Raw genomic sequence first — 21,009 nt, 5'->3', positions numbered from 1 at the left:
TGGCTAGACGACCTTTCGCCCGGCCATCAGCGCCAGCACCAGGAAGATCAGGAAGATGGCGATCGCGACGAAGAACAGGATCTTGGCGATGCCGACGAACGCGCCGCCGATGCCGCCGAAACCCATCGCGCCCAGCAGCACGCCCACGACGAGGAAGATCAAGGCCCATTTCAACATCGAACGTCTCCAGAGATGATGCGAGCCGAACGCCGTGGCCGAGCCGCCCGTTCCCTGCCCCGTTCGCTGCGGCCCACCGAGGCGGAACGGATCGATCGCGGGCCGGTTCTTCGCCCGTAACGAAGTGGAGACCAAGGTGATGATGCGGGCGATCGGGTGCGTGGTTCTGGCGATCTCCCTGATCGGCCTGCTGGTGGTGACGGGCGTGCTGAAGATGATCTTCTGACGATCGTCGTCCGTCCAATAAAAAGGGGGCGAGAGGCTCTCGCCCCCGCCCCCCATTGTCGGTAGCGCGTCTTGTCAGGCGGCGTTGCGGCTCGCCTCGAACAGGAACCAGGCGCGCTCCTCGGCCAGGTCGGTCCAGTCGTCGAGGATGCCGCTGGTCGCATTGTCCTTGGCCTCGTCGACGATGTCCTTGGCCTCGCGCAGCGATGCGACGAGCGCCAGATTGTCCTCGCGCAGCTCTGCCAGCATGTCGCGCGGGCTGACGAACTCGGCGTCGTTGTCGCGGATGCGCTGGTGGCGGGCGATGTCGCCGATCGATCGCAGCGTGGTGTTGCCGGTCTTGCGCACCCGCTCGGCAATGGCATCGGTGGTGCCCAGGATCTGCGTCGCCTGATCGTCCAGCATCAGGTGATAGTCGCGGAAATGCGGGCCGGAGACGTGCCAGTGGAAGTTCTTGGTCTTCAGGTACAGCGCGAAGCTGTCCGCCAGGATGCCGTTCAGCGCATCCGCCACCGACAGTGCCGAGTTGGTCTGCAGGTCGGTCGGCGTCGCCAGCTCGGGCTTGGGCGGCTTTTCGGTCTTGGTGGTCTTGGCCATGCTGTTCCTCCTGCGGGGGTCGATCGGGTGCGCTAACGATCGTCGCCCCGCTTGGTGGCATGGCGGGCGGCCCGGCCTGTCGAAAAAGCGTCGCCCGCCCGATCAGCCGATCCGCAGCGCGCCGATCGCCACGACCGCGCCGATGACGAGGAAGAGGATGCCGATACCGGCGCGGACTGCGGGCAGGGGAACCAGGCGCGGCCACTCTTGCGCCAGCAGCACCGCCGGCACGTTGGCCAGGGTGATACCGGCGGCGGCGCCGACGCCGGCCAGCAGCAGCGAATCGACCCGCGCCGCGATCGTCATCGTCAGCAGCTGGGTCTTGTCGCCGAATTCGAGGATGAAGAAGCCGATCGCGGTCGTGCCGAAGGCGCCGATCGGCCCGTAGGTGGAGAGCAGGGGCGGTCGCGGTCGCCAGAAGGCGCCGGCGCCGGCGAAGACCAGGCCCACGGCCAGCATCAGCGCGATCGCGCGGTGGTTGATGAGATCGTGGATCATCGTGCCGCCGAACGCGGCGAGCAGGCTGTTGGCGAGCGCCGCCACCGCCACCCCGCCGATCACCGCCAGCGGCGCGCGATAATGCGCGGCGAGCAGGATCGCGAGCAGCTGCGTGCGATCGCCGATCTCGGCCAGCCCGGCGGCGACGAAGGCCGGCAGCAGCGCGTCCATCTGCCGCCGCCCCTTCCGGCCTAGCCCGCCAGCCGGGCGGCGACGGCGGTGAGGAAGGCGGTGGCGGTCGCCTCGTCCTGCGCGTCGTGGCCGATCGCCTCGCGCATCACATCCGTCCACGTCCGCACCGATGCGCCGCGCCCCTCGCGCGCCAGCGCGTCGCGCAGGCCGCCGGCCAGCCGCGCCAGCGGCAGCAGCCGGGCGGCGCCGGCGATGTTGCGCACGGCGTCGACCCGGCGGCACAGCTCGCCGATCGAGAGCAGGCGGGCGTCGCGATCGAGCTGGTCGATGCGGGCGCGGAGCTCGTCGATCAAGGTCAGTCGGTCTTCGGCGGCGGCGATGGCCATGGTTCGATCCCCTTCTGCGCCGCTTGGTAGCGCATCCGGATTAGCGCAGGATTAAGCACCGGGCGATCCGCCGCATCGCGATCATGCCCGCATCGGGCGCGCGGTCTTGACTCGGGGGGCCGCCTGCGCCATTGGCGCGGCCTGCTTTGGGGAGCGGCGGCGACGCCGCTTTCTTTTTTCGCGTCATCACCACTCAAGGATGTTTGGCATGGCCAAGCCGACCACCGTCAAGATCAAGCTCGTCAGCACGGCGGACACCGGCTTCTTCTACGTCACCAAGAAGAATCCGCGCAACCTGACCGAGAAGCTCACCTTCCGCAAATATGATCCGGTCGTGCGCAAGCACGTCGATTTCAAGGAAGCCAAGATCAAGTAAGCGGTCTCGGCGGGGGGGCATCCTCCCGCTCGATCAGCCCTTCCACCGTCTCCACGAAGCGCATCACGGAGATGGGCTTGGAGACATAGGCCTCGGCGCCGGCCGCCCTGATCTGCTCCTCGTCGCCCTTGCCCGCATAGGCGGTGACCGCCATGATCGGGATCGCGCGCAGGCTCTCGTCCGCCTTCAGCCGGCCGATCAGCTCAAGCCCGCTCACGTGCGGCAGCTGGATGTCCATCACGATCAGGTCGGGCGCGAAGGCCGCCGCGCGCGCCACCGCCTCGCGGCCGTCGCGCACCGGCTCCGCCTCATAGTCGTGGGCGCGCAGCAGATCGCAGAACAGCTTTAGGTTCAGTTCGTTGTCCTCGACAACGAGCACTTTCTTCGCCACGCCCCGCCCCTGACACACATCGAGCCGGAGATGTAGGCGATGCGTTCCGACAAAGTAAGCCACGACCCGCTGGCGCTGGCGCTCGCCGCGCTCGCCTGGACGCTCGGCGACGATGCGCGGGGCGAGCGGTTGCTCGCGCTGACCGGGCTGACGCCGGACGACCTGCGCGGCCGCGCCGCCGATCCGGCCGTGCTGGGCGCGGTGCTGGCCTTCCTGGAGGCGCACCAGCCCGATCTCATGGCGTGCGCCGACGCGCTCGCCGTTTCACCAGAGGCGCTGGTCGCCGCCCGCATGGAGCTTGAGGCATGAGCCGTCCGCTGCTGATCACCGACTGCGACGAGGTGCTGCTGCACATGGTCAGCCACTTCGGCGCCTGGCTGGACGAGGCGCACGGCATCGATTTCGCGATCGGCAGCGCGCATGATTTCGGCCGCGCGCTCACCCACCGGCGGGATGGCGCGCAGGTGGCCGCGACCGAGGTGTGGCCGCTGCTCGACGGCTTCTTCGCCACCGAGATGGATCGCCAGACGCTGGTGCCCCACGCCGGCGAGGCGCTGGCGGAGATCGGCGCCGTCGCCGACATCGTCGTGCTCACCAATCTGGGCGATCACTGCCATGCCGGCCGCGTGGCGCAGCTGGAGGCGCACGGCATCCGCCACCGGGTGGTGTGCAACCAGGGCGGCAAGGGCACGCCGGTCGGCCGGCTGGTGGACGAGTATCGGCCGAGCGCCACGGTGTTTGTCGACGACCTTTCGGTGCATCATGAGTCGGTGGCGAAGCACCAGCCGGGGGTGTGGCGCCTGCACATGATCGCGGAGCCGCAGGTGGCGGCGCACACGCCCAAAGCGCCGCACGCCCACGCCCGCATCGACGACTGGACCGAGGCGAAGGCGTGGGTGCTGGAGAAGCTGCGCGGCGGCGCGGCGGCGGCGTAGCGGCGCGACGCCGCTCACCCCCTACCGTGCGTCGAGCGAAGTCGAGACGCGCCTGTCGGCAGGACCGAACGTCGACTTGCGCACCGCATGACCGCCCCTCGACTTCGCTCGGGGAGAGGAGAGGGGACGTAGCGTCGCTATCCCGCCAGCCGCCACAGCCGCAGCGGATTGCTCTTCGGCAGCGGCACCGGCGCCAGCCAGCCCGGCACTCGCCCGCGCATCAGCTGCGCGTAGAAGCCGTTCCGCGCCTCGCCCGCGTAGATCGTCGATTCGGACATGCCGGGGCAGATCAGCAGCAAAGTCGCGCCGTGCCGCCACATTATACGCCGCGCATTCTCAGCGGAGCCGCGAAAGGCGTGCTGCACGTCCAGGATCGCCGCGCCGTTGCGATGATAGGGGCCGGCGATCGCGCGGTGGTGCGTCACCGCCAGCAGGCGCGGGCCGAAATCGACGAAGGTCAGGATCGTCGCCTGCGGCAGCCGGGCGATCGGCGCCAGCGCCGGCAGGGTCGGGCATTTGCGGTTGGCGGCGGCCGTCGCCCGGCGGCCCTTGCCCGGGCTGGCCGGCGGCAGCGCGTTGATCGTCAGCGGCACCGCCACGCCGGAGACCACCAGGAACAGGGCGATCGCGCCGCCCAGCCGCACCCACGGGCGCCGGTCGCCCGCGATGCGCGGCAGCAGCAGCCAGCCGAGCGCCGCGGCCCCCGGCACGCCGAGCAGTTGCGCCGCCGGCCCGGCGCGGGTCTGCCACAGCAGCATCGCGCAGGCGGCGATCGCCAGCAGCGTGGGCGTCGCCCAGGCGGCGAAGGCCGGCGTGCCGCGCCCGCGCCACAGCATCGCCGCCGCGCCGATCGCGCCCGCCAGCGGCAGCGCCAGCGCCGGCAGGTAGACGCGCCAGCCGTGCTGGTAGATCGGCTTCGCCTCCCGCACATGGCTGAGCCACAGCCGCTCCAGCTCCGGCGACACGCCTTCCGGGCGCGACAGGCAGTGCGGCCAGGCGTAGGCGAAGGCGGCCACCAGCACGACCGCCGCGACCACCGCCAGCGCCAGCCGCACGCGCCGCTTCGTCGGGGATGTCCAGGCCAGCGCCGCCAGCAGCCCGCCCGCCGCCAGGCTGGCCGAGAGCCAAACGGGCGAGAGCGCATCGCATACCGGCGCGCGGTTGGCGGTGGAGGCGAACAGCAGGAAGCCGATCGCCGATCCGCCCGCCAGGGTCGCCGCATAGGCCGCCAGCCGGTCGCGCTCGGCCCGGTCCGCGACCCAGCGCAGCGCGATCACGCCGCCGGCAAGCGCGAGATAGGGCAGCATCTCCAGCCCCACGATCAGCGACAGCGCCGTCGCCAGCCCAACAATCGCGCCGCCGCGCCGCCGCGCCGCATCCGCGCTGCCGGCCAGCGCCAACGCGAGGAAGGCGAGCTGCCAGCCGTGGTGATCGATGCGCAGCGGCATGAACATGAACAGCGCGCTCTGCCCGCACAGCAGCAGCAGCGCGCCGAACGCGAAGGCGCCGGGCGCCACCAGCCGCCGCGCCGCCAGCGCCAGCGAGAGCATCGCCAGCGCCAGCGGGATCAGGGGGGCGATCGCCACCGCCGCCTTCTCGGCCACGACGTAGCCGGCGAACGGCTTCACCAGCAGGATAATGCCGGCGATCGGCAGGTCCGCCAGCCGCGACCAGTGGATGTCGGCGCCGGCCGGCGGATTTAGACGATATTGCCGCAGATCGTACCAGCCCTGCCCGTGCAGCCAGGCGTTCACCTGGGCGATGCGCAGATTGTCGTCCGTATCGCCCAGCGCGAACCAGTGGATCGCGGCCCATTTGGTGACGATCATCGCGATGGCGGCCGCCAGCCACAGCAGCAGCGTCCAGCGCACCCAGTGGCGGGCGAACGGGTTCGCCGACGGATTCACCGGATGTTCGGGAAAGCTGGCCATGAGGGTGCCCGCGCATTAGTCGCTCGGGGCTAAAGGGCAAGCGGAGCCGGCATGAACATCGCGACACGTCAGGGCGAATGGCGCGTGCTGTTCGGGCAGCTCGTCCGCTACGCGCTGACCGGCGGCCTCGCCAGCCTCGTCAACATCGGGCTCTACTGGGTACTGGCCGCGCGGGCGCACCTGAACCCGAACGTGGCGTGGGCCATCGGCTTCCTCGCGGCCGTGGCGGTGGGCTATGTCGTCCACAGCCGCTGGAGCTTCCGCGGCCATGGCCGGCGGGACAATCTGATGCGCACGGGCGGGCGCTTCCTCATCATCTCGCTGGTCAGCTTCGGGCTGAACAGCCTGTGGGTATGGCTGCTCGTCACCCGTCTCGGCTGGCCGATCTGGTCGCCCTATCCGCTGGTGCTGGGGGTGACGCCGCTGGCCGTATTCTGGCTCAACCGCCGCTGGGTTTTCGATTAGGATCGCGGCCATGGAACAGACGATGCTCTCGGCCCGTCCCGATCCCGTCGGTATCGAGGCGGCGGCCCCGATCCTCTCCCTCATCGTGCCGGTGAAGGACGAGGAGGAGGCGATCGCCCTGTTCGTGGCGCGGGTGGCGCCGGTGCTGGATGCCTTGCGCGATCCGGCCGGCGGCGCGGTGGGCTGGGAGATCCTGTTCATCGACGATGGCAGCCAGGATGCGACGCTCGCCGCCATCTGCGCCGCTCACCGGGCGGACGGCCGCATCCGTGCCCTCTCGCTCTCGCGCAATTTCGGCAAGGAAGCGGCGCTCTCCGCCGGGCTCGATCATGCGCGCGGGGCAGCGGTGGTGCCGATCGACGTGGACATGCAGGATCCGCCCGAGGTGATCGGCGCGATGCTGGAGAAGTGGCGGCAGGGGCATGACGTGGTCTACGGCGTGCGCCGCAATCGCCTCTCCGATTCGCTGCCCAAGCGGATGACGGCCGATCTCTACTATCGCGCGCACAACTGGCTATCGATGGACAAGATACCCGAGCATGCCGGGGACTTTCGCCTGCTCGATCGCAAGGTGGTGGACGTCATCAAGGTGATGCCGGAGCGCAACCGCTTCATGAAGGGGCTGTTCGCGTGGGGCGGCTTCCGTCAGACGGCGGTGGAATATGACCGGGTGGAGCGCAAGGTCGGCGAGACCAAGTTCAACTACTGGAAGCTCTGGACGCTGGCGATCGACGGCATCACCTCCGCCTCCACCGTGCCGCTTCGGGTGTGGAGCTATCTGGGCGGGGCCATCGCGCTCGCCGGTATCCTGTTCGCCGTCTTCGTGATCGCGCGGACGGTGCTGTTCGGATCGGACGTGGCGGGCTATCCCTCGCTGATGGTGGCGATCCTGTTCTTCGGCGGGTTGCAGCTGCTGTCGCTCGGCATCCTGGGCGAATATGTCGGCCGCATCCTGGTGGAGGTGAAGCACCGCCCGATCTACATCGTCCGCGAGCGGATCGGGGATCTCTGATGGACCGCGCCACCTACGACAACATGGCCCGGATCGACGGCCAGCACTGGTGGTTCGTCGCCCGCCGCAAGATCATCGACCGGCTGATCCGTGAGCAGGTGCCGCTGAAATCGGATGCCCGCGTGCTGGAGATGGGCTGCGGCACCGGATCGAACATCGCGCTGCTGCGCCGGTTCGGCCGGGTGGACGCGGTGGAGCCGGACGGGCCGGCCCGCGCGCTCGCCACGCAGCGCACCGGCATCGCGGTGAAGGGCGGGCTGCTGCCGGACGGGGTGGACCTGGCGGACGGCGCCTACGACCTGATCGCCATGCTGGACGTGCTGGAGCATATTCCGGGCGACGGCCCGGCCCTCGCCGCCTTGTGGCCCAAGCTGGCGCCGGGCGGCCGCATCCTCGTCACCGTGCCGGCCGGGCCGGGGCTGTGGAGCGCGCACGACGTGGCGCACCACCACCAGCGCCGCTACACCGCCGCCGGCCTGCGCGACGTGTTCGAGGCCAACGGCTATCGCGTGCGCCACCTGACCCACTTCAACACCCTGCTCTATCCGCTGGTGGTGGCGGCGCGCGCCGTGGGCCGCCTGCGCAAGCGCGAAGGCGGGGACGATGCGATGCCGCCCAGGCCGGTCAACGCGGTGCTGGAAGCGGTGTTCGGGGCCGAGCGCTACTGGGTCGGCCGGCGCTCGCTGCCGTTCGGCGTGTCCCTCGCGATCGTGGCGGAGCGGGCGACGCGGTAGAGGATGCCGCGCGCCCCGTGCCAGACGGGGATCAGGTCCGGCTCGTGCGGCCAGCGTTCCGGCGGCATGTCGATGAGCCAGAAATAGTCGAAGGCGGCGCGCGGGAAGTTCCGCAGCGTATCCTCGAGGATCGGCTCGTGATAGCCGCGACATTCACGCGGGCGTAGCAGCTGCGAGGGATCGGTGGCGAAGCGCCCGGCCGGCCTGTAGATCACGCTCAGCAGCTGCGCGCCCGGCATCACCCACTGGCCGTTGACGAACGCGTCGCGCCGCACGAGCGCCTGGCTGCCGAGATGGTCCATGCGCGTCGTCTCCCACGTGCCCTGGCATTGCAGGCTGACGAGCACCATCACGCGCGCGCCCGGCTCGACATGGTCGAGTGCGACGAGCTGGCGGGCGTAGGCACGGTCGTAGCGGATGAAGTTCACCGTGGTGGCGGCGGTGCGCGCGCCGAAGAACAGCAGGGCGGCCACCGCCAGCGCCCTCGCCAGCGGGGCGGTGGCGTCGATCGGGCGGATCGCGATCACGGCGATGCCCAGCACATAGGGGATCAGCCGCATGTCGGCGTAAGCCGAGCCCAGCAGGATGCGCGGCAGCAGCAGATAGGTGAGGAACAGGATCAGCGCCGCGATCGCCAGCATGTGATCGAAGCGCAGGCCGCGCCGCAGCAGCGCAATCGCCACGATCGCGATCAGCAGCGCGACGCTGCCGACATCGAAGGCGTACCAGCGATCCCGCAGCATCGCGAGGCCGTAGGCGAGCTTGGCGACGAAGTTGAACCAGTCGCCGGTGGAGCCGCTCACCGCGCCGCTGCGCCACAGCGCCATCAGCACCAGCGGCGGCGCCAGCGGCAGCATCGCCAGCGCCGCGCGCCAGATCGCGTGCCAGCGGCTGCCGCCATGGCCGCGATCGCGCACCAGCTCGGCCGCGAAGCACAGCAGCCCCAGCACCCCCCAGCCATAGACGTGGCACAGCCACAGCAGGGGGGCGACGACCACGAAGATCGCGGCGCGCAGGCCGTAGCGCCCGGCGCGGCCCAGGCGCAGCCAGAGGGCGAAGGCGAGCAGCGCCAGCCCCATCGACAGCGTGTAGTTGAGGAAGCCGAACTGGAATGGAAAGCCGTAGGCCAGCGGCAGCGCGAAGGCGGCCGTGGCCGGCACGCGGCCGTGCGCCTCGCGCGCGACCAGCAGCAGGCCGGCGGCGGTGAGCGTGGGGATGGCGACGGCGATCAGCTTCACCGCCAGTTGCAGGCCGAAGATCGGCGCCAGCGGGATCACCAGCAGGTCGGCGCCCAGATTGCCGATCAGCGCCCAGCGGAAGGCGTAATAGTTGCGCAGCCACGGCGAGCTGTCGATGCCCAGCTCCACGCGGAAGCGGGCGAGGTGGCCCAGCGCATCGGTGATCGGCGGCAGCGACGGCCACAGCATCGGCACCGCGCTCAGCGCCACCAGCAAGGCGAGATAGCGGCGGTCGCTCCACCAGGGCAGGCGCGTCTCGGGTGGGCTCATCGCCCTGACCTATGCCGCGGGCGGCCCTGCCCGCAAGGGGGGCCGCACGCGCCAGACCCGCCATGGCGTGTTGTTCATCTTCACCGGCGTCAGCCATGCCGACGTTTCGCCGCGGATCAGCCGCGCGTGGAGGCCGTCGGGCCCGCGCCTGTCATAAAGCTGCGCTTCGGCGGGATCGCCGCAGAGTATCACGTAGGCGGCGCGATGGCGGCGCACGATCGCCTCTGCAATCGCCGGGTCGCCGGCCCAAGCCCGCATCACGTCCGCGATGGCGCGGCCGTTGCGGTGATAGGGGCCGGCGATGCCGCTGTGATGGCTGTGGAGCAGCAGCGCCGGCGTCGCATCGAGGAAGCCGAACAGGGTGGCCGGCGGCAGCGCATCGAGCGCGGCCAGCGCGCGCGGGCGCATGCACGCGGCGGCGCCCGCTTCGGCCATGGTCTCCGCCTTGCCCGCCGGCGGCGCCAGCAGCGCCGCGATGGCGAGCCGCGGCAGGATGGCCGAGACGAGGAGGAACAGCAGCACCTGCCCGAACACCCGCACGATCATCCGGCCGCTCGCCACGATGCGTTCGCGGCCGAGATGGCCCAGCGCCGCCGCGCCCGGTAGCGCCAGCGCCTGCGCCACCACCGCGCCGCGCGTGGCGGCAAGCGCGAGCAGGATCGACAGCGCCGAGAAAACGAGGATCACCGCCCACATTCGCCGCCCTTCCGGCGGCGCCCGCCGCAGCATCAGCATGCCGCCGGCCAGCCCGATCAGCGGCAAGGCGAGGCTCGCCCACGCCACCTCGGCCGTCTGCCGCCACAGCGGCAATGCCTCCGACACGCGATCGAGCCACAGCGCCCGCGCGACCGGATCGACCGCGCGATAGGGATCGATCAGGCAGGCGCCACCGCCCGCCACCAGCAGCGTGCCGATCGCCGCCAGCCCGCCCGCGCCGAGCCACAGCCACCGCGCCCGCACGCCGCCTGCGCGGACGCTGCCCACGACCAGCACGGCGCATCCCGCCAACAGCGGCAGCGCCCATGTGGCGGAGAGCGCGTCGCACGCGCTGCCGAGGCGGCGGGCGGGGGCGACGAAGGCTAGCAGCGCCACCACCGTCGCGCCGCCGGCACTGGCGCAGAGCGCGCGCAGCCGCACCCGCTCCTCGCCGTCGATCGCAAAGCCGATCGCCGCCAGCGCCATGCCGGCACCCAGGAACGGCAGCATCTCCACCCCGATCGCCAGCGACGCCGCGACAGCGACGCCGGCGGTCGCCCCGCCGCGCGCCCGCGCCGGCATCACCAGCCCGTAGGCGAGGGCCAGCACGCCGACGATCTGCCAGCCGTGATGATCGATCCTGAGCGGGGCCATCATGCCCAGCGCCGGGCTGGCCATCAGCAGCAGCAGCGGCGCCCACCACCACGCGGCCGGCGCGATCGCGCGGCGGGCGATCAGCGCCAGCAGCGCCATCGCGCCGAACAGGGTGAGGAGCGGCACCACCGCCGCCGCCACCGCCTCCGCCACGCCGCCGCCCAGCAGCGGCCGCGCGACGAGCACGATCGCGGCGAGCGGTAGATCGACGAGCCGGCTCCAGTGGATATCGGCGCCCGCCGGCGGATCAAGCCGGTGCTGGCGCAGATCGAACCAGCCCTGCCCATCCAGCCAGTCGCGCACCTGCAGCAGCCGCAGGTCGTCGTCGCTGTCCGGCAGGCGCAGCGCGGCGATCTCGGCGGCGTGGCCGGCGAGCAGCCACAGGCAGGCGACCAGCCAGAGCGCGATCAGGCCGATCCACCAGCGACCGGAGGATGCGGTCGCCGGCGCCGCCACCTCCCGCGCCGCCGCGCCCAGCGATCGATCGTGCCGCACCCGCATCTCCACCCCGTTCGGCAGCGTCCTCGCACGGCGCGGGTCAAGGGGTGGTTAACGGCTCGTTCGCACTCGGCTGCTACCCAGCGGCCGGGATAGTCGCATCCCGGCAATTTGGGGTAGAGGCCAATCGTGATCCGCAGCCCGTCTCCCCGCCTCACCCTCGCCGCCGCCGGCCTCGCCGCGCTGGCGATCGTCCTGGTCGGGCTCTGGTTCCGCACCGTGCACCTGCTCGCCGAGCCGCTGTGGCTGGACGAGGCGTACAGCGCCTATGCCGCCGCGAAGGGCTTCGACTTCCTGTGGCACGTGGTGCCGCGCTACGAGACGCACCCGCCCTTCTACTATTCGCTCGTGCGGCTGTGGACCCTGCTGTTCGGCGATTCGCTGGCCGGCCACCGCTCGCTCGGCATCGTTTGCGGCGCGGCCACGCTGGCCGTGTCGGTGGCGATCGCGCGGGAGGCGGCGCGGCGCTGGCCGGCCGCCTTCGGTTCCGGCCTGGCGCTGGCGCTGGCGCTGCTGCTGCTCGCCGCCCTCTCCCCCTCGCTGGTGGAGATGACGCGCGAGGTGCGGCCCTATCCGGTGATGATCCTCGTCTATTCCGGCATCCTGTGGGCGCTGCTGCGGCTGGGCCGCGTGGCCGAGGCCGACGGGCGGATCGCTCGCGGGGCGTTCGCGCTCTATCTCGCCGGCCTCGCGCTGATGCTGTGGCTGCACAATCTCGGCCCACTCTACGGCGCCGCGATCGGCCTCGCCTTCCTCGCGATGGTCGCGCGGCGCGGGCTGCCGCCGCGCGACTGGATGCTGTTCGTCGCCGGGCACCTGCTGGTGGCGCTCGTCTGGCTGCCGGCGCTGCTGATCCTCGCCGATCAGGCGCCGATGTGGGTGAAATCGACGTGGCTGAAGTTCAGCTTCGACGCGATGCTCTGGCGCCTCGCTCTGCTCTGGGCGGCGCCGGGCACGATCGCGATGGCGGCGGCGGCCGTACTCGGGCTCGGCGCGCTGTTCGTGGTCGCGCGGCTGCGCGAGGGCTGGCGGCTGGCGCTGGCGCTGGCGCTGCTCGCCGGCCTGCCGGTGGCGCTCTCGATCCTGCTGTCGGTGCTGGTGACGCCGGTGTTCATCGTGCGGACGATGACGCCGGTGGCGATGCCGGCGCTGCTGCTGCTGGCCATGGCGGCGGTGGGGCTGAAGGGCCTCTGGCGCTGGGCGATGCTGGCGGCGCTGGCGGTGCTGGCAGTCCAGATGGCGGTGCTCGACCGCAACGAGCGCGCCGGCGGGCCGATGCAGAACTGGTACGGCACGGTGGACTGGCTGGCCGCGCGCTACCGCCCCGGCGACCAGGTGTGGGCCTATCCGAACGAGGGCGCGCTGCCGTTCGACTATGCCGTGCGCGATCGCCGCGTGGCGGTGACGACCCGCCCGATCCCCACGCCGATCCCGACCCTGGACGGCGGCCCCGGCGCGTGGAACCCCACGGGCAGCCGCGGCGTGTTCTCGCTGCCGCCGGCGCGGCTGGCGGCGATCGCCCGCAGCGGCGGGGCGGTGCCGACGATCTGGCTCCTTCGCCTGGGCGCCAACGCCTATGACAAGGGCGACGTGCTGCTGCACGCGCTGGAGCGGGACAGGGTGCGCGTGGGCCGCTGGAAGAGCGGGCCGATCGAGATCATCGGGCTGCGGCGCAGGGGCGGCTGAAGCGCCGCTCCCCTGTGTGGAGCGACATCGGGACACGGGCGAAGTCGGGACAAGAGCGCGGCACGCCAAGGCCTCTCGATGATGCGGTTATGCCCGGTCCCTCGACTGCGCCCGGGAAAGCCCCTCGACTGCGCTCGGGGCAGGGAGGCGCGGGGTCAGCTGAAGCTCACCCTGATGCCGTCGATCACGAACTGCGCCGCCAGCGCCGCCAGGATCACGCCCAGCACGCGGGTGATCATCGCCTCGATCTTGGGGCCGAGCACCTTCATCAGCGGGCCGGCAGCCAATAGCGCCAGCAGCGTCAGCAGCAGGATCGCCGCCATCGCGCCCAGCACGACGATGGTCTCGACAAGGCCGTGCGCGCGCGAGGTGAGCAGCATGGCGGTGGCGATCGATCCCGGCCCGGCGATCATCGGGATCGCCATGGGGAAGACCGAAATGTCCTCCGCCTCGATCGCGCGCGCCTGCTCGGCCGCCTCGCGGGTCAGCGTCTCGGCGCGCTCCTCGCGGCGCTGGGTGCGCTTCTCGAACACCATCTCCAGCGCGATCAGGAACAGCATGATGCCGCCGGCGATGCGGAAGGCGGCCAGGCTGATGCCCAGCACGCGCAGCAGGTCCGCCCCGATCAGCGCGAAGGTGATGAGGATGCCGCTCGCCACCGCGACCGAGCGCAGCGCCATCGCCCGCCGGTGGAGCGAGGAGGAGCCGCGGGTGAGGCCGGCGAAGATCGGCGCGCAGCCCGGCGGATCGATCACCACGAAGAAGGTGACGCAGGCCGAGAGGAACAGGGCGGCCAGTTCGGCCGACATCAGAGCGTCGCGTCGGCGAGCGGAATTCCGGCGCGGCGGTGTGCCGCCACCAGCGTATTGCGCAGCAGCACCGCGATCGTCATCGGGCCGACGCCGCCCGGCACCGGCGTGATCGCGCCGGCCACGTCCGCCGCTGCGGGATCGACGTCGCCGACCAGCATCGTCCTGCCGTCGCCCGCGTCGATGCGGTTGATGCCGACGTCGATCACGGTGGCGCCGGGCTTCAGCCACGCCGCCTGCACCATGGCCGGGCGGCCGACCGCCGCCACGACGATGTCGGCCCGGCCGATCGCCGCGGGCAGATCGCGCGTGCGCGAGTGCGCGACCGTAACGGTGCAGCTCTCGGCCAGCAGCAGCCGCGCCATCGGCTTGCCGACGATGTTCGAGCGGCCGATCACCACCGCGTCCAGCCCGGCCAGGTCGCCCAGCCGGTCCTTCAGCAGCATTAGGCAGCCGAGCGGCGTGCAGGGCACGAAGCCGGGCAGGCCGGTGGCGAGGCGGCCGGCATTCTCGGGCGTGAAGCCGTCCACGTCCTTGGCCGGATCGATCGCGGCGATCACCGCCGCCTCGTCGACATGGCCGGGCAGCGGCAGCTGCACGAGGATGCCGTCCACCGCCGGATCGGCGTTCAGCCGTCGCACCAGATCGAGCAGCGCGGCCTGGTCCGTCGCGGCCGGCAGGCGATGCTCGAAGCCGGCCATCCCGGCTTCGGCCGTCATCCGTGCCTTGGCGCGGACGTAGACGGCGCTCGCCGGATCGTCACCCACCAGCACGACGGCGAGGCCCGGCACGCGCCCCGCCGCGTCCGCGAAGGCCGGCACCGCCGCCGCGACGCGGGCGCGCAATCGCGCGGCGAACGCCTTGCCGTCGATGATGGCGGCCGCCACGCTCAGCCGACCAGCGAAAGGGCCAGCTGCGGCAGGACGATGCGGCGCAGGATGATGATGATCAGCAGCACCACCATCGGCGAGAGATCGAGCGCGCCGAAATCGGGCAGGATGCGGCGGATCGGCCGGTAGAGCGGCTCCGTCATGCGATCCAGCGCCACCAGCAGCGATCGGACGAAATCGTTGCTGGTGTTGATCACGTTGAACGCGACCAGCCAGGACAGCACCGCCTGCACGATGATGATCCACCACAGGACATCGAGCAGCAGGGCGACGATCTGGAGCAGCGCGACCATGTATTTTCCCGACAATGAGCTGCCACGCGTGTAGCCAGCCCGCGCGGGCGGGGCAACCGCAGCGATGGGGGGCGGACAGAGAGCGCGGGACGGGGTGGCGCGAACCCCGATGCGGGGTGACGGGAAGGGGCGGGACGCCTGCTCAGTCGGCCCGCACCAGCGTGCCGGCGCCGCGGCGGGTGAAGATCTCCAGCAGCATCGCGTGCGGCACCCGCCCGTCCAGCACCACGGCCGCGTCGACGCCGCCCTGCACCGCGTCGACGCAGGTCTCCAGCTTGGGGATCATGCCGCCGGTGATCGTGCCGTCCGCCCGCAGGGCCGCGATCGCCCGGGGCGTGAGATCGGACAGCAGTTCCTTGCGCTTGTCGAGCACGCCGGCCACGTCGGTCAGCAGGAACAGGCGGGCGGCGCCGGTGGCGATGGCGACGGCGCCGGCCATGGTGTCGGCGTTTATGTTGTAGGTCTCGCCATCCTCGCCCACGCCGATCGGCGCCACCACCGGGATCATGCCGGCGCGCGAGATCGTGTCCAGCACGCGGGTGTCCACGTCCGCCGGCGTGCCGACGAAGCCGAGGTCCACCTCCCGCTCGATATTGCTGTCCGGGTCGCGGGTGGTGCGGCGCACCTTCTCGGCGGTGACGAGCCGGCCGTCCTTGCCGGAGATGCCCACCGCGCGGCCGCCGGCGCGGCCGATCCACGAGACGATCTCCTTGTTGATCGCGCCGCTGAGCACCATCTCGGCGATCTTCGCCGTCTCGGCATCGGTCACGCGCAGGCCGTCGACGAAGCGCGTTTCCACGCCCAGCGTCTTCAGCATGGCGCCGATCTGCGGCCCGCCGCCGTGGACGACCACCGGGTTGATGCCCACGGCCTTCATCAGCACGACATCCTCGGCGAAGTCGCGCGCCGCCTCCGGATCGCCCATCGCGTGGCCGCCATATTTCACGACGAACGTCTCGCCGGCATAGCGCTGCATGTAGGGCAGCGCCTCGACCAGCGTCTCGGCCTTGGCGAGCAGGGCGGGATCGGGGGCGTAATCGGGCATGGGGTCTCCCTCGATCCGCTCATCCTGAGGAGCGACTGAGCCCGGCGAAGGCGCGTCTCTAAGGACCGGCCGATCCTTCGAGACACCATTTCGACACGCTCAATGGCTCCTCAGGATGAGCGGGGTTGGCAGGAAGGCGCCCTAGAGCGATTCGGCGGCAGGCGAAACCACGTATCTCACGGCGCGGTGCCGGCCGGCCGCGCCTCGGCCAGGATCAGCGCGAACTTGCCCTCGGCGTCGGTCCACTCGCGGATCGGCGTCCAGGCGCCCGCGCGCAGCAGCAGGCGGGCGTCGCGCGGCCCGTATTTGTGGCTGTTCTCGGTGTGGATCGTCTCACCGGCCGATATCGCGAACGGCTGGCCGGCGACGGTGAAGGCCGCATCGCGCACCGCCTCCAGATGCATCTCGATCCGCGCGTAATCGTCGTTCCAGATCGCCCGGTGGCGGAAGGCGTCGATCGGGACGGTGCCGTCCAACTCGCGATTGATGCGGTGGAGCAGGTTCAGGTTGAACGCCGCCGTCACGCCCTGCGCGTCGTCATAGGCGGGCACCAGCATGTCCGGCGACTTCACCCGATCCATGCCGATCAGCAGCATCGATCCCTCGCCCAGCGTCTCGACCATCGCGCGCAGCAGGTTGACGGCGGTGCGCGCCACCATGTTGCCGATCGTGGAGCCGGGGAAGAAGCCGAGCTTGGGCATGCGGGCGATGCCGACGGGCGGAGAGAGCGGCAGGGTGAAGTCCGCCTCCACCGGCACGATCGGCAGCTTCGGGAAATCGGCGGCCAGGGCGGCGGCAGACGCCTGCAGGAACTCGCCCGAAATGTCGATCGGCACATAGGCGGCCGGCTCGATCGCGGCGAGCAGGTGCGGCGTCTTGGTCGAGGATCCGGAGCCGAACTCCACCACGGCGCGGCCCGGGCCGACGATGGTCGCCACCTCGCCGCAATGGGCCGCCAGCAGCGCCGTTTCGGTGCGGGTCGGATAATATTCGGGCAGATCGGTGATCTTCTCGAACAGTTCCGATCCGGCGCGATCGTAGAACCAGAGCGCCGGCACCGCGCGCGGCCGCGCGGCGAGGCCCGCCAGCACGTCTGCGCGGAAGGCGGGATCGACCGAAGGGGCACGAACGGGCGCGGGCGCATCGAGCAGCATCGTCAGAGATCCCTTGCCAGGCGGATGCCGGTGAACTGCCACCGCTGGTGCGGATAGAAGAAGTTGCGGTACGACGCGCGGACATGGCCGCGCGGGGTGGCGCAGCTGCCGCCGCGCAGCACGAACTGGCCGGACATGAACTTGCCGTTATACTCGCCCACCGCGCCCTCGGCGGGGCGGAAGCCGGGATAGGGCAGGTAGGCGCTGCCGGTCCACTCCCATACGTCGCCGAACATCTGTCTCGTTCCCGCGACTGTGCCGTCCGCCTCGCTGAGCGCGGCGCGTGGACGCACCGGGCCGGCCTGGTCCAGCTGGTTGCCGCCGCGCGGATCGTGGCCGGCGGCGGCGCTCTCCCACTCGGCCTCGGTCGGCAGGCGGGCGCCAGCCCAGCGGGCGAACGCGTCGGCCTCATAGTAGCTGACATGCGTGACCGGTGCGGCCGGGTGCAGCGGATGCAGGCCATCGAGCGCGAAGGCGCACCACGCATCGCCGTCAGGGCGCCAGTAGAGCGGCGCCACGATGCGGTTGGCCTGCACCCACGCCCAGCCGTCCGCCAGCCAGTGGCGCGGATCGGCGTAGCCGCCGTCGGCGATGAAGGCGCAATATTCGGCGTTGGTGATCGGCCGATCGGCCAGCGCGTGGCGGTGGAGCAGCACGCGATGGCGCGGCCCCTCGCAATCGAAGGCGAAGTCGCCGCCGGCGTGGCCGATCTCGCCGATGCCAGTGCGGCCCTCGATCCAGCGCAGCGGCCCGGGCACGGACGCCGGCACGTCGCGCGGGCTATCCCACATGGCCGGCGCCAGCGGATTCTCGGCGAACAGGTGCAGTATGTCGGTGAGGAACAGCTCCTGATGCTGCTGCTCGTGATTCACGCCTAGCGCCACCAGCGCGCGCGCCGGCGCGGCCAGACCGGGCAGCGCCGCCATTACCGCCGCATCGACATGCGCCCGCCAGGCGATCACCTCGGCCAGCGACGGGCGGGTCAGCATGCCGCGACGGTCACGCGGGTGGCGCGCGCCTTCCGCCTCGTAATAGCTGTTGAACAGGAAGGCGAAGCGATCGTCATAGGCGCGGTAGCCCGGCACGTTATCGCGCAGCACGAACGTCTCGAAGAACCAGGTAACGTGCGCCAGATGCCATTTGGCGGGCGACGCATCGGGCATCGACTGGGCGCTGGCGTCGGCGTCCGACAGGGGCTCGGCCAGATCGACCGTCAGCGCCCTAGTGGTGGAGAAAAGGTGCGCCAGCTTGTCGGCGGCGTCGCCCAGTCCGCGCGGCGTGAGCGCCGTGGATCCCGTCATGTCCCGCCCCCTGACTGCGGCCGAAAAACACCCGGCCGGGCGAATGTATCCGTCATCCGCCCCGCGACTGTATCCGTCATCCGCCCCGCGACAGCCTCTACCGCGTCGCGCCCGGCTGCCAGAGCACGTCGCCGCCCGCGCCGGCATTGATCGCGCGCGCCAGCACGAACAGGTGATCCGAGAGACGGTTGATATAAGCGAGCGCCTGCGGATTCAGCATCACCGCCTGCGCCGCCGCCACGGCCTGCCGCTCCGCCCGCCGCACGATCGCGCGGGCGAGGTGGACGTGTGCCGCGGCCGGCTGCCCGCCCGGCAGGATGAAGCTGGTCAGCGCCGCCAGATCCTCGTTCATCGCGTCGATCTCGCGCTCCAGCCGCTCGACCTGGCCGGCGGTGATGCGCAGGGTCATCTCGCCCGGGGTGAAATCATCGCCCGGCGTGGCCAGATCCGCGCCCAGATCGAACATCTCGTTCTGGATGCGGCCCAGCAGCAGCCGGTGCAGCGGATCGGTGACGTGCAGCAGCGCCACGCCGATCGCCGAGTTCGCCTCGTCCACGTCGCCGATCACCTGCATGCGCGGCGCGGACTTGGCGACGCGCGACCCGTCGACCAGCCCGGTCTCGCCGCGATCGCCGGTGCGCGTGTAGATCCGGTTGAGCTTCACCATAAGTCGACGCCGCTCAGCCCGAGCGGGAGAGCAGCAGCAGCAGGATCACGAAGATCACGGCCAGCGCCTGGAACATGATGCGCAGCCGCATCATCTTGTTCTGTCGCAGGCCGGACACGCTGGGGCCGACGCCCTTCAGATCCTGCTCGGTCGTGCGCAGGAAGATCACGATGCCGCGCACGAGCGCACCGACCGTCGCCAGCGCGGCGAGGACGATCAGGATGATGAGGATGGTCTGCATGGACGATATCTAAGCGTTCGCGCGGTCAAAGCCAATGGCGCGCCCACGCAGATCGGCCAGCAGCGCCACCGGATCCGCGCCGGCCGCGCGCAGGGCGGCGAGGGCCGGTGCGCCGTCCCGCTTGGCCAGTCGGCGCCCGTCCGGCCCGGCGATCAGCGGATGGTGGTGGTAGCGCGGCGTCGGCAGGCCGAGCAGTGCCTGGAGCAGCCGGTGCGCGTGCGTCGATTCGAACAGGTCGATCCCGCGCACCACGTCCGTCACCTCCTGCGCGGCATCGTCGACGGTGACGGCGAGGTGGTACGATGCCGGCGCATCCTTGCGCGCCAGCACGACGTCGCCGAGCAGATCGGGCCGGGCCGCCACCGCCCCGGCCGCCGCATCGTGCCAGGCGAGCGGACCCGCCCGCGCCGCGGCCGCCGCCATGTCGATCCGCCAGGCGTGCGGCACCGCGGCGCGGCGGGCGGGATCGTCCGGCAGGGCGCGGCAGGTGCCCGGATAGAGCGGGACGGGGCCGTGCGGCGCCGCCACGCTCGCCGCGATCTCCGCCCGTGTGCAGAAGCAGGCGTAGAGCAGCCCCATGGCGCGCAGCCGATCGAGCGCGTCGGCATAGACCGGCAGCCGCTGCGACTGGCGCAGCACCGGCCCGTCCCACGCGAGACCCAGCCACGCCAGATCCGCCAGGATGCCCTCGACATGCGCCTCGCGCACGCGGCCGGGATCGATATCCTCGATGCGCAGCAGGAAGCGGCCGCCGCCCGCCCGCACCAGATCGTGCGCCCGCACGGCCGAGAAGGCGTGCCCCAGGTGCAGCGCCCCCGTGGGGCTCGGCGCGAAGCGGCTGACGACCGCGCCGCCCGCCGGCTCGTCGATCGACCCGTTCATCGGCCCGACTCGCGTGAAACCGGCACTTGACGGCCGCTCCCGGACAATGCTGTCATGGCCGCGTCACGCTTCGCTGCCACGAAGCGCGGCGACGGGAGACGCGGCCGGATCGGGCTTCGCGTCCCGAGTGCGACGGGGCCGGGAAGGTCGGGACGACGGCGCTCTGCCATGCAGCGGAGGCCAGACCCTTTCCATGTATCACCCCGATCTCATCCGCCATCCTGACGGTTGTCCGGCGCTGGTGCTCAATGCGGACTATACCCCGCTCAGCTATTACCCGCTCAGCCTGTGGCCGTGGCAGACGGCGATCAAGGCCGTGTTCCTGGAGCGGGTCGACATCGTCTCGCATTACGAGCGGGAGGTGCACAGCCCGACGCACGTGATGAAGCTGCCCTCGGTCATCGCGCTGCGGCAATATGTCAAACCCTCGCAGCATCCGGCCTTCACCCGCTTCAACCTCTTCCTGCGCGATCGTTTCGCCTGCCAATATTGCGGTGTCACCACCGAACTGACGTTCGACCATATCGTGCCGCGCGCGCAAGGCGGCCGCACCACATGGGAGAATGTCGCGACGGCCTGCGCGCCGTGCAACCTGCGGAAAGGCGGGCGCACCCCCCGGCAGGCGGGGATGAAGCTGGCGCTGCCGGCCTATCGCCCGACAAGCTGGCAGCTGCAGGAGCAGGGCCGCAGCTTTCCGCCGAACTACCTCCACCAGAGCTGGCGCGACTGGCTCTACTGGGACGTCGAGCTGGAAGCCTGACGGCCGCGCGGCGTCCGATCCGCAGGCGGCGGCGCGCGATCCGTGCTACGGCGGCGCGAGAGCGTA

General features: G+C 71.2%; 26 protein-coding genes. 9 read left to right on the top strand and 17 right to left on the bottom strand.

Annotated features, from left to right (window positions below; translation table 11 throughout):
- Nucleotides 1-3: 3 nt before the first annotated feature.
- On the bottom strand, nucleotides 4-177 hold the full coding sequence (locus GNT64_RS14620) for a DUF1328 family protein (RefSeq protein ID WP_156680189.1): 174 nt from the start codon (nucleotides 175-177) through the stop codon (nucleotides 4-6).
- A 34-nt stretch (nucleotides 178-211) separates the two neighbouring features.
- Here GNT64_RS14620 and GNT64_RS14615 point away from each other — a divergent pair, with 34 nt between their 5' ends.
- The gene (locus GNT64_RS14615; RefSeq protein WP_156680188.1) at nucleotides 212-403 is read left to right on the top strand and encodes a small membrane protein YohP; all 192 of its coding nucleotides are present in this window, start codon (nucleotides 212-214) and stop codon (nucleotides 401-403) included.
- Between the two features lie 74 nt (nucleotides 404-477).
- Here the strand turns inward: GNT64_RS14615 and GNT64_RS14610 are convergent, their stop codons facing one another.
- The 3 genes from GNT64_RS14610 to GNT64_RS14600 all read right to left on the bottom strand — a co-directional run bounded on the left by GNT64_RS14610 (nucleotide 478) and on the right by GNT64_RS14600 (nucleotide 2,015).
- Nucleotides 478-999 (bottom strand): Dps family protein, encoded by a 522-nt coding sequence (locus GNT64_RS14610; protein WP_156680187.1) that lies wholly within the window; start codon nucleotides 997-999, stop codon nucleotides 478-480.
- Nucleotides 1,000-1,101: 102 nt separating this feature from the next.
- Nucleotides 1,102-1,668 carry a TMEM165/GDT1 family protein gene (locus GNT64_RS14605; protein ID WP_156680186.1) on the bottom strand — a complete coding sequence of 189 codons (567 nt, stop codon included), beginning with the start codon at nucleotides 1,666-1,668 and terminating at the stop codon, nucleotides 1,102-1,104.
- A gap of 20 nt (nucleotides 1,669-1,688) precedes the next feature.
- Entirely contained in the window at nucleotides 1,689-2,015 is a 327-nt protein-coding gene (locus GNT64_RS14600) for a hypothetical protein (protein ID WP_156680185.1), read from the bottom strand.
- A 208-nt stretch (nucleotides 2,016-2,223) separates the two neighbouring features.
- Here GNT64_RS14600 and rpmG point away from each other — a divergent pair, with 208 nt between their 5' ends.
- A complete protein-coding gene (rpmG, locus tag GNT64_RS14595) occupies nucleotides 2,224-2,391 on the top strand; it encodes a 50S ribosomal protein L33 (protein ID WP_156680184.1) in 168 nt (55 codons plus the stop codon).
- Here the strand turns inward: rpmG and GNT64_RS14590 are convergent.
- Nucleotides 2,384-2,782, bottom strand: coding sequence for a response regulator (locus GNT64_RS14590; RefSeq protein WP_156680183.1), 399 nt, complete (start codon nucleotides 2,780-2,782; stop codon nucleotides 2,384-2,386). The two genes, rpmG and GNT64_RS14590, sit on opposite strands and share 8 nt — an antisense overlap.
- Nucleotides 2,783-2,821: 39 nt before the next feature.
- Here GNT64_RS14590 and GNT64_RS14585 point away from each other — a divergent pair, with 39 nt between their 5' ends.
- Nucleotides 2,822-3,091 carry a DUF3572 family protein gene (locus GNT64_RS14585; protein WP_156680182.1) on the top strand — a complete coding sequence of 90 codons (270 nt, stop codon included), beginning with the start codon at nucleotides 2,822-2,824 and terminating at the stop codon, nucleotides 3,089-3,091.
- Nucleotides 3,088-3,717, top strand: coding sequence for an HAD family hydrolase (locus GNT64_RS14580; protein WP_156680181.1), 630 nt, complete (start codon nucleotides 3,088-3,090; stop codon nucleotides 3,715-3,717). Before GNT64_RS14585 ends, GNT64_RS14580 begins: the two co-directional genes overlap by 4 nt.
- Nucleotides 3,718-3,854: 137 nt before the next feature.
- Here the strand turns inward: GNT64_RS14580 and GNT64_RS14575 are convergent, their stop codons facing one another.
- Entirely contained in the window at nucleotides 3,855-5,648 is a 1,794-nt protein-coding gene (locus tag GNT64_RS14575; RefSeq protein WP_156680180.1) for an AcrB/AcrD/AcrF family protein, read from the bottom strand.
- Between the two features lie 51 nt (nucleotides 5,649-5,699).
- Here GNT64_RS14575 and GNT64_RS14570 point away from each other — a divergent pair, with 51 nt between their 5' ends.
- From GNT64_RS14570 to GNT64_RS14560, 3 genes are read left to right on the top strand one after another with little or no spacing between them, the layout of a single operon-like run.
- The gene (locus tag GNT64_RS14570) at nucleotides 5,700-6,113 is read left to right on the top strand and encodes a GtrA family protein (protein ID WP_156680179.1); all 414 of its coding nucleotides are present in this window, start codon (nucleotides 5,700-5,702) and stop codon (nucleotides 6,111-6,113) included.
- Between the two features lie 10 nt (nucleotides 6,114-6,123).
- Nucleotides 6,124-7,125 carry a glycosyltransferase family 2 protein gene (locus tag GNT64_RS14565; RefSeq protein ID WP_231639024.1) on the top strand — a complete coding sequence of 334 codons (1,002 nt, stop codon included), beginning with the start codon at nucleotides 6,124-6,126 and terminating at the stop codon, nucleotides 7,123-7,125.
- A complete protein-coding gene (locus GNT64_RS14560; protein WP_156680178.1) occupies nucleotides 7,125-7,859 on the top strand; it encodes a class I SAM-dependent methyltransferase in 735 nt (244 codons plus the stop codon). The genes GNT64_RS14565 and GNT64_RS14560 overlap by 1 nt, the downstream gene beginning before the upstream one ends.
- Here GNT64_RS14560 and GNT64_RS14555 read toward each other — a convergent pair.
- Both GNT64_RS14555 and GNT64_RS14550 read right to left on the bottom strand, forming a co-directional pair.
- Nucleotides 7,787-9,367 carry a hypothetical protein gene (locus GNT64_RS14555; RefSeq protein ID WP_156680177.1) on the bottom strand — a complete coding sequence of 527 codons (1,581 nt, stop codon included), beginning with the start codon at nucleotides 9,365-9,367 and terminating at the stop codon, nucleotides 7,787-7,789. The genes GNT64_RS14560 and GNT64_RS14555 overlap by 73 nt on opposite strands.
- A 9-nt stretch (nucleotides 9,368-9,376) precedes the next feature.
- Complete coding sequence (locus GNT64_RS14550; protein ID WP_156680176.1) at nucleotides 9,377-11,218, bottom strand: hypothetical protein; 1,842 nt, start codon at nucleotides 11,216-11,218, stop codon at nucleotides 9,377-9,379.
- A gap of 126 nt (nucleotides 11,219-11,344) precedes the next feature.
- Between GNT64_RS14550 and GNT64_RS14545 the strand changes: the two genes are divergently transcribed.
- Nucleotides 11,345-12,901 (top strand): glycosyltransferase family 39 protein, encoded by a 1,557-nt coding sequence (locus tag GNT64_RS14545; RefSeq protein WP_231639023.1) that lies wholly within the window; start codon nucleotides 11,345-11,347, stop codon nucleotides 12,899-12,901.
- A gap of 155 nt (nucleotides 12,902-13,056) precedes the next feature.
- Here GNT64_RS14545 and GNT64_RS14540 read toward each other — a convergent pair whose 3' ends face one another.
- The 9 genes from GNT64_RS14540 to gluQRS form a co-directional block, all read right to left on the bottom strand.
- Nucleotides 13,057-13,698, bottom strand: a complete 642-nt coding sequence (locus GNT64_RS14540; protein ID WP_156681660.1) for a MarC family protein — start codon at nucleotides 13,696-13,698, stop codon at nucleotides 13,057-13,059.
- Nucleotides 13,699-13,709: 11 nt separating this feature from the next.
- Entirely contained in the window at nucleotides 13,710-14,597 is an 888-nt protein-coding gene (gene folD / locus GNT64_RS14535) for a bifunctional methylenetetrahydrofolate dehydrogenase/methenyltetrahydrofolate cyclohydrolase FolD (RefSeq protein WP_156680175.1), read from the bottom strand.
- 2 nt (nucleotides 14,598-14,599) lie between these two features.
- Nucleotides 14,600-14,893: a YggT family protein gene (locus tag GNT64_RS14530; protein WP_156680174.1), complete on the bottom strand. Its 294-nt coding sequence runs from the start codon at nucleotides 14,891-14,893 to the stop codon at nucleotides 14,600-14,602.
- A 142-nt stretch (nucleotides 14,894-15,035) separates the two neighbouring features.
- Nucleotides 15,036-15,938 carry an acetylglutamate kinase gene (argB, locus tag GNT64_RS14525; RefSeq protein WP_156680173.1) on the bottom strand — a complete coding sequence of 301 codons (903 nt, stop codon included), beginning with the start codon at nucleotides 15,936-15,938 and terminating at the stop codon, nucleotides 15,036-15,038.
- Nucleotides 15,939-16,114: 176 nt separating this feature from the next.
- Complete coding sequence (gene egtD / locus GNT64_RS14520) at nucleotides 16,115-17,092, bottom strand: L-histidine N(alpha)-methyltransferase (RefSeq protein WP_156680172.1); 978 nt, start codon at nucleotides 17,090-17,092, stop codon at nucleotides 16,115-16,117.
- 2 nt (nucleotides 17,093-17,094) lie between these two features.
- Nucleotides 17,095-18,393, bottom strand: a complete 1,299-nt coding sequence (egtB, locus tag GNT64_RS14515; RefSeq protein ID WP_156680171.1) for an ergothioneine biosynthesis protein EgtB — start codon at nucleotides 18,391-18,393, stop codon at nucleotides 17,095-17,097.
- Between the two features lie 97 nt (nucleotides 18,394-18,490).
- Complete coding sequence (locus GNT64_RS14510) at nucleotides 18,491-19,060, bottom strand: cob(I)yrinic acid a,c-diamide adenosyltransferase (protein ID WP_156680170.1); 570 nt, start codon at nucleotides 19,058-19,060, stop codon at nucleotides 18,491-18,493.
- Between the two features lie 13 nt (nucleotides 19,061-19,073).
- Nucleotides 19,074-19,301 (bottom strand): twin transmembrane helix small protein, encoded by a 228-nt coding sequence (locus tag GNT64_RS14505; protein WP_156680169.1) that lies wholly within the window; start codon nucleotides 19,299-19,301, stop codon nucleotides 19,074-19,076.
- A 9-nt stretch (nucleotides 19,302-19,310) separates the two neighbouring features.
- Nucleotides 19,311-20,183, bottom strand: a complete 873-nt coding sequence (gluQRS, locus tag GNT64_RS14500; RefSeq protein ID WP_156680168.1) for a tRNA glutamyl-Q(34) synthetase GluQRS — start codon at nucleotides 20,181-20,183, stop codon at nucleotides 19,311-19,313.
- Nucleotides 20,184-20,376: 193 nt separating this feature from the next.
- On the opposite strand from gluQRS, the gene GNT64_RS14495 reads away from it, so the two are divergent.
- The gene (locus tag GNT64_RS14495; RefSeq protein WP_156680167.1) at nucleotides 20,377-20,943 is read left to right on the top strand and encodes an HNH endonuclease; all 567 of its coding nucleotides are present in this window, start codon (nucleotides 20,377-20,379) and stop codon (nucleotides 20,941-20,943) included.
- Nucleotides 20,944-21,009: the final 66 nt, after the last annotated feature.

It is taken from the genome of Sphingomonas profundi, from assembly GCF_009739515.1.
GTDB classification, from domain to species: Bacteria; Pseudomonadota; Alphaproteobacteria; order Sphingomonadales; family Sphingomonadaceae; genus Alterirhizorhabdus; species Alterirhizorhabdus profundi.
This window is presented reverse-complemented; position numbering and strand designations above follow the sequence as displayed.

Coding starts and splice junctions, on each gene's coding strand:
- GNT64_RS14550 (WP_156680176.1), bottom strand. CDS start 11,218: ATGCGGGTGCGGCACGATCGATCGCTGGGCGCGGCGGCGCGGGAGGTG.
- egtB (WP_156680171.1), bottom strand. CDS start 18,393: ATGACGGGATCCACGGCGCTCACGCCGCGCGGACTGGGCGACGCCGCC.
- egtD (WP_156680172.1), bottom strand. CDS start 17,092: ATGCTGCTCGATGCGCCCGCGCCCGTTCGTGCCCCTTCGGTCGATCCC.
- GNT64_RS14555 (WP_156680177.1), bottom strand. CDS start 9,367: ATGAGCCCACCCGAGACGCGCCTGCCCTGGTGGAGCGACCGCCGCTAT.
- gluQRS (WP_156680168.1), bottom strand. CDS start 20,183: ATGAACGGGTCGATCGACGAGCCGGCGGGCGGCGCGGTCGTCAGCCGC.
- GNT64_RS14620 (WP_156680189.1), bottom strand. CDS start 177: ATGTTGAAATGGGCCTTGATCTTCCTCGTCGTGGGCGTGCTGCTGGGC.
- GNT64_RS14495 (WP_156680167.1), top strand. CDS start 20,377: ATGTATCACCCCGATCTCATCCGCCATCCTGACGGTTGTCCGGCGCTG.
- GNT64_RS14600 (WP_156680185.1), bottom strand. CDS start 2,015: ATGGCCATCGCCGCCGCCGAAGACCGACTGACCTTGATCGACGAGCTC.
- GNT64_RS14530 (WP_156680174.1), bottom strand. CDS start 14,893: ATGGTCGCGCTGCTCCAGATCGTCGCCCTGCTGCTCGATGTCCTGTGG.
- GNT64_RS14560 (WP_156680178.1), top strand. CDS start 7,125: ATGGACCGCGCCACCTACGACAACATGGCCCGGATCGACGGCCAGCAC.
- argB (WP_156680173.1), bottom strand. CDS start 15,938: ATGCCCGATTACGCCCCCGATCCCGCCCTGCTCGCCAAGGCCGAGACG.
- GNT64_RS14585 (WP_156680182.1), top strand. CDS start 2,822: ATGCGTTCCGACAAAGTAAGCCACGACCCGCTGGCGCTGGCGCTCGCC.
- GNT64_RS14510 (WP_156680170.1), bottom strand. CDS start 19,060: ATGGTGAAGCTCAACCGGATCTACACGCGCACCGGCGATCGCGGCGAG.
- GNT64_RS14575 (WP_156680180.1), bottom strand. CDS start 5,648: ATGGCCAGCTTTCCCGAACATCCGGTGAATCCGTCGGCGAACCCGTTC.
- GNT64_RS14605 (WP_156680186.1), bottom strand. CDS start 1,668: ATGGACGCGCTGCTGCCGGCCTTCGTCGCCGCCGGGCTGGCCGAGATC.
- GNT64_RS14580 (WP_156680181.1), top strand. CDS start 3,088: ATGAGCCGTCCGCTGCTGATCACCGACTGCGACGAGGTGCTGCTGCAC.
- rpmG (WP_156680184.1), top strand. CDS start 2,224: ATGGCCAAGCCGACCACCGTCAAGATCAAGCTCGTCAGCACGGCGGAC.
- GNT64_RS14565 (WP_231639024.1), top strand. CDS start 6,124: ATGGAACAGACGATGCTCTCGGCCCGTCCCGATCCCGTCGGTATCGAG.
- GNT64_RS14610 (WP_156680187.1), bottom strand. CDS start 999: ATGGCCAAGACCACCAAGACCGAAAAGCCGCCCAAGCCCGAGCTGGCG.
- GNT64_RS14570 (WP_156680179.1), top strand. CDS start 5,700: ATGAACATCGCGACACGTCAGGGCGAATGGCGCGTGCTGTTCGGGCAG.
- GNT64_RS14505 (WP_156680169.1), bottom strand. CDS start 19,301: ATGCAGACCATCCTCATCATCCTGATCGTCCTCGCCGCGCTGGCGACG.